Genomic DNA, 4830 nt, shown 5'->3' with positions numbered 1-4830 from the left:
ATCCACCCCACCCGCCACCACATCCCACAACCCCTCCGCCGACACCACCCCACCCGGCAACCGACACGCCATACCCACGATCGCCACCGGCTCGTGCCGGGCGTTCTCCAGGTCGAGCAGCTGGCGCCGGCTCTGCTGCAGTTCGGCGAGGGCCCGGCGCAGGTATTCGCGCAGCCGGTCGTCACTCGCTGTTCCGTTGCGGAGTTCGGCACCGCGGTTCTCGGCGGAGTTGTCGGCGGAGTTGCTGCTGGCCGTGCGGGTGTCGACCGTGCGGGTGCTGTCGGCGGGCATGGTGACTCCTCCCTCGGGTGGAAGGGCTTGCTCGGGACTTACGGGGGCGTACGGAGCGATCGGGAAGGACGGACCTCAGGAACCGAGTCCGCGGTCGAGCAGCTCGAACATCTCGTCGTCCGTCGCGGAGGTCAGGTCGAGACCGGCGCCGTCGTCGCGCCGGGGGCCCAGCGATGCCGCGAGCGCCCGCAGCCGGGTGGCCACCTCGTCCGGGACGGCGATCCGGGCGTCCGTGGCCCCGGTCAGGACCCGTTCCAGACGGGCGAGCTGGTCGAGCACCGAGGAGTTCCGCACCGCCGGAGTACCGGGGCCGTCCAGACCGTGATGGCTGTCAGGGTCGTCAGGACCGTCCAGGTCGAGCAGGCGGAGCAGGTGCTCGGCGAGCGCGGCGGGGGTGGGATGGTCGAAGACCATCGTCGCGGCCAGCCGCACCCCCACCGCCGCGGCGAGCCGGTTGCGCAGTTCGACGCCGGTCAACGAGTCGAACCCGAGCTCCTGGAACGTCTGGCCGACACCCACCGCGTCCCCCGACCGGTGCGCGAGGACCGTCGCGGTGTGGGCACGGACGACATCGAGCAGGACGCGCCGGCGCTCCGGCTCCGCCTGGCCGGCGAGTCGCCGGGCCAACGCCCGCCCCGGCTGACCCGAGGCTGAGGCGGCGCCGGCGCTGCCGGTACCGGTGATACCGCCGGGGCTGTCCGGGGCCGCCGAGTCCGCGGCCGGTACCGGCGCGGGAACCAGTCCGCGCAGCAGCGGTGGCAGCCCGCCGGCCGACGCGCGCCGCCGCAACGCCGGCACGTCGACCGCGGCGGCGACCACCACCGCGTCCGGTGACCGCAGCGCCGCGCCGAAGAACGCGGCACCCTCGGCGTCGGACAGGCCGCGGACACCGCCCCGCGCCATCCGGTCGCGGTCGGCCGGTGTCAGACTCGCCGTCAGGCCGCTCGCCCGCTCCCACAGGCCCCAGGCCACCGACACCGCGGGCAGTCCGAGGCCGGCGCGGTACTCGGCGAGCGCGTCGAGGTAGCCGTTCGCCGCGGCGTAGTTGCCCTGCCCCGCGCCGCCGAAGGCGCCGGCGGCGGAGGAGAAGAGCACGAAGGCGGCGAGACCGAGCTCCGCGGTCAGCTCGTGCAGGTTCCAGGCGGCGTCGGCCTTCGGCCGGAAGACGGAGTCGAGCCGTCCCCGGTCCAGTGAGGTGACCAGGCCGTCGTCGACCACCCCGGCCACATGGACGACCGCGGTCAGTGGGTGCGCGGGCGGGATGTCCGCCAGCAGGGCCCGCACCGCCTCGCGGTCCGCCGCGTCGGCGGCGACCACCTCGACCGCGGCACCGGCGTCGCGGAGCTCCGCGACCAGCTCGGGGGCGCCCGGTGTGGCCGCGCCGGTGCGGCTGAGCAACACCAGGTGCCGGACACCGTGCGTACGCACCAGCTCTCGCGCGACGATCGCTCCCAGGGTTCCCGTGCCACCCGTGACCAGCGTGGTGCCGTCCACCGGCGACATGCCGCTGAGCGGCGAGGCACCGTCCGGAGCGGACGTGTCGGCCGAGGGCCGCGCCGCGCGAGTCAGGCGGGGCACCAGCACCTGCCCATCCCGCACGACCGCCTGCGGCTCGCCGCTCGCCAGCACGGTGGGCAGCACGGCCCGGGACTCCTCCGGCGCACCGCCGAGCAGGACGAACCGCCCTGGATGCTCGGCCTGCGCCGAGCGGACCAGGCCCCACACCGCAGCCGAGGCGGGCTCACCCGCGGGATCGTCGGTGAGGATCACCAGGGGCCCGTCCGGGACCCGCCAGTCGTGGCCGGGGGCGGTCACGGCTGGCGCACCCCCGGCCGGCGCGAGCCGCTTCTGGAGGGCCTCCAGGACGTCGGCGACCAGCGCGCGGACGGCGGTCGGGTCAACGCTCGCGCGGCCGGTGACGTCGAGAACGTCCACCTCCGGCGGCTCCGCGCCCGCCGCCGGGAACGCCGCGGGTCTTCCGAGCGGCGTACCGACCGGGCCGGTCGGTACGCCGACCCATTCCACCCGGAACAGCGCCTCGGCGGTCCCCGCCCCACCGCTGCCGGCCGAACGGTCGAGCCGGTCGAGCTGCGCCAGCGGCGTCGCGCGCAGCACCAGGGAGCCGATCTCGGCGACGGGCGCGCCGCCGCGGTCGGACATCCGGACGCTCACCCCGTGCGACCCGGGGGCGGCGGCGAGATCACTCGGCGTGGCGTGCACGCGCAGGGCCGTCACGCCCGGGGAGAAGCGACGGATGCCGCTCCAGGCGAAGGGCAGCAGGACGTGCCCCTCCTCGGCTGCGGGCACCGCGCCGAGGTTCGTCGCCTGCAGGGCGGCGTCCAGCAGCGCGGGGTGCAGACCGTACGCGCCGGGGGGCTCTGCGGACGCCTCGGCGGCCGGCAGCTCCACCTCGGCGAAGACCTCCCGGCCCCGCGTCCAGGCGGCGCGCAGCCCCGTGAACGCCGGGCCGTAGTCGTATCCCCGGTCGGCCAGCCGCGGGTAGAAGTCCGCGAGGTCCACCGGGCGGGCCTCGGCCGGGGGCCATGCCTCGTAGCCGTGTCCGGGCTCGGTGACCTCGGCCGACAGCAGCCCCGTGCCGTGGCGGGTCCACCGGGTGCCGGTGCCTTCGGTCCCGTCGCCGTCGCCGTCGCCGTCGCCGTCGCTGTCGCCGTCCCCGGGCGCGGCGGCGCCGTCCGGGCGGGCGTACAGCCGCACGGGGCGCCGACCATCGGTGTCAGGCCCGTCCACGATCACCCGCAGGGTGACCGAGCCCTCGGCCGGAACCGCGAGCGGCGCCTCGATCAACAGCTCGTCGAGTACGGGGTGGCCGACGCGGTCTCCCGCGTGCAACGCGATCTCGATCCACGCCGTGGCCGGCAGCAGCCGCACGCCGCGCACCGCGTGATCGGCCAGCCAGGGATGGGTCCGCGCCGACAGCCGGGCGGTGAACGCCACCTCGGCCGCGTCGGGCGCCGAGCCGGGGAGGTCGACCGCGGCGCCGAGCAGGGGATGACCGGTCGCGTCGAGCCCGGCGGCGGTCACGTCACCGGAAACGGGCGCTCCCGGCGCGAGCCAGTAACGCTCGTGCTGGAAGGCGTACGTCGGCAGCTCCGCCGCCGCGCCGAGCCGGCCGGCGGCCCGCAGCGTGGCGGCGGGGAACGCCTTCGTCCAGTCGACGGGGACGCCGGCCACGAACAGCTCGGCCGCGGAGCGCAGGAGCCGCTCGGGGCCGCCTTCGCCCCGGCGCAACGATCCCACCACCGCCGTGTCACCGAACCCGGCCTCCTCGAGCACCTCACCGATCGAGGGCACCAGCACCGGATGGGCGCCGACCTCGACGAACGAGCGGAACCCCTCGCCCGCCAGGACTCCGACCGCCTGGGCGAAGCCCACCGTCCGCCGCAGGTTGCGGACCCAGTAGTCGCCTGTCAGCTCCGCTCCCGCGATCCAGCGGCCCTCCACCGTGGAGAAGAACGGGATCCGGGGCGACTCCGGCCGCACCCCCGCCAGCAGCTCCGCCAGCTCCTCGGCCACGGCGTCCACCTGGGCGGAGTGCGACGCGTAGTCGACCGCCACCGACCGTGCCCACACGCCCCGCGCCTCCAGCGCCGCCACCAGCTCGGCCAACGCCGCAGAGGCGCCCGAGATCACGGTCGTTCCCGGACCGTTGACCGCGGCCACCTCCACCCCCGGTGGCAGCAGACCAGCCAGTTCCGCCGCGGGCAGGGACACCGACACCATCCCGCCACGGCCGGCCAGCCGCGCGCCCACCACCCGGCTGCGGGCCACCACCACCCGTACCGCGTCGGCCGTGCCCAACGCTCCCGCCACGCACGCCGCCGCCACTTCTCCCTGCGAGTGGCCCACCACCGCGCCCGGGGTGACCCCCAGTTCCCGCCACACCCGCGCCAGGCCCAGGGCCACCGCGAACGACGCCGGCTGGACCACCTCCACCCTTTCCAGCGCCCCGTCCGGCCCCGCCCCCCGCAGGACGTCCACGAGCGACCAGTCCACCAGCCCCGCCAGCGCCCCGGCGACCTCGTCCACCGTCTCCCGGAACACCGACGACAACGCCGACGACGGCACCGAGGGACCCGACAGCAGGCCGACGCCCATGCCCACCCACTGCGCGCCCTGGCCCGGGAACACGAAGACCGGGCCCCTGCCCCGGGGGCTCGCCGCCCCGGAGACCACGGCCGGGTCAGGAAGATCACCGGCCAGCGCCTCCAGGCCGGCGACGAGCTCGCCGCGCTCCGCGGCCACCGCGACCGCGCGCTGGCCGAGCCGCGCGCGGGTCAGCAGCGTCGCGGCGACCGCGGCCACCGGGACGTCGGTCCTGGTCCGGACGAAGTCCGCCAGCCGCCCGGCCTGCCCGCGCAGAGCCTCCCGGGACGCCGCCGACAGCACGACCGGAACGACCGGTCCGGCTGGTACCTCTGTTTCAGCCGGTTCGGCCGATGCGACTGGGGCCTGTTCGATGATCACATGGGCGTTCGTCCCGCTCACCCCGAACGACGACACACCCGCCCGCCGCGGCCG

2 protein-coding genes are annotated in these 4830 nt (G+C 76.3%); both read right to left on the bottom strand.

Annotated features, from left to right (window positions below; genetic code table 11):
* Positions 1–291: polyketide synthase docking domain-containing protein (locus BBK14_RS08385; RefSeq protein ID WP_131802195.1), on the bottom strand; the 291-nt coding region annotated here is incomplete at its 3' end.
* Positions 292–366: 75 nt separating this feature from the next.
* Entirely contained in the window at positions 367–4812 is a 4446-nt protein-coding gene (locus BBK14_RS08380; protein ID WP_083390804.1) for a type I polyketide synthase, read from the bottom strand.
* Between the last annotated feature and the right edge of the window lie 18 nt (positions 4813–4830).

The sequence above is a fragment of the Parafrankia soli genome, from assembly GCF_001854695.1.
In the GTDB taxonomy this organism is placed as follows: Bacteria; Actinomycetota; Actinomycetes; order Frankiales; family Frankiaceae; genus Parafrankia; species Parafrankia soli.
The sequence above is the reverse complement of the archived record's forward strand: the minus strand, read 5'-3'. Positions and strand labels throughout refer to the sequence as shown.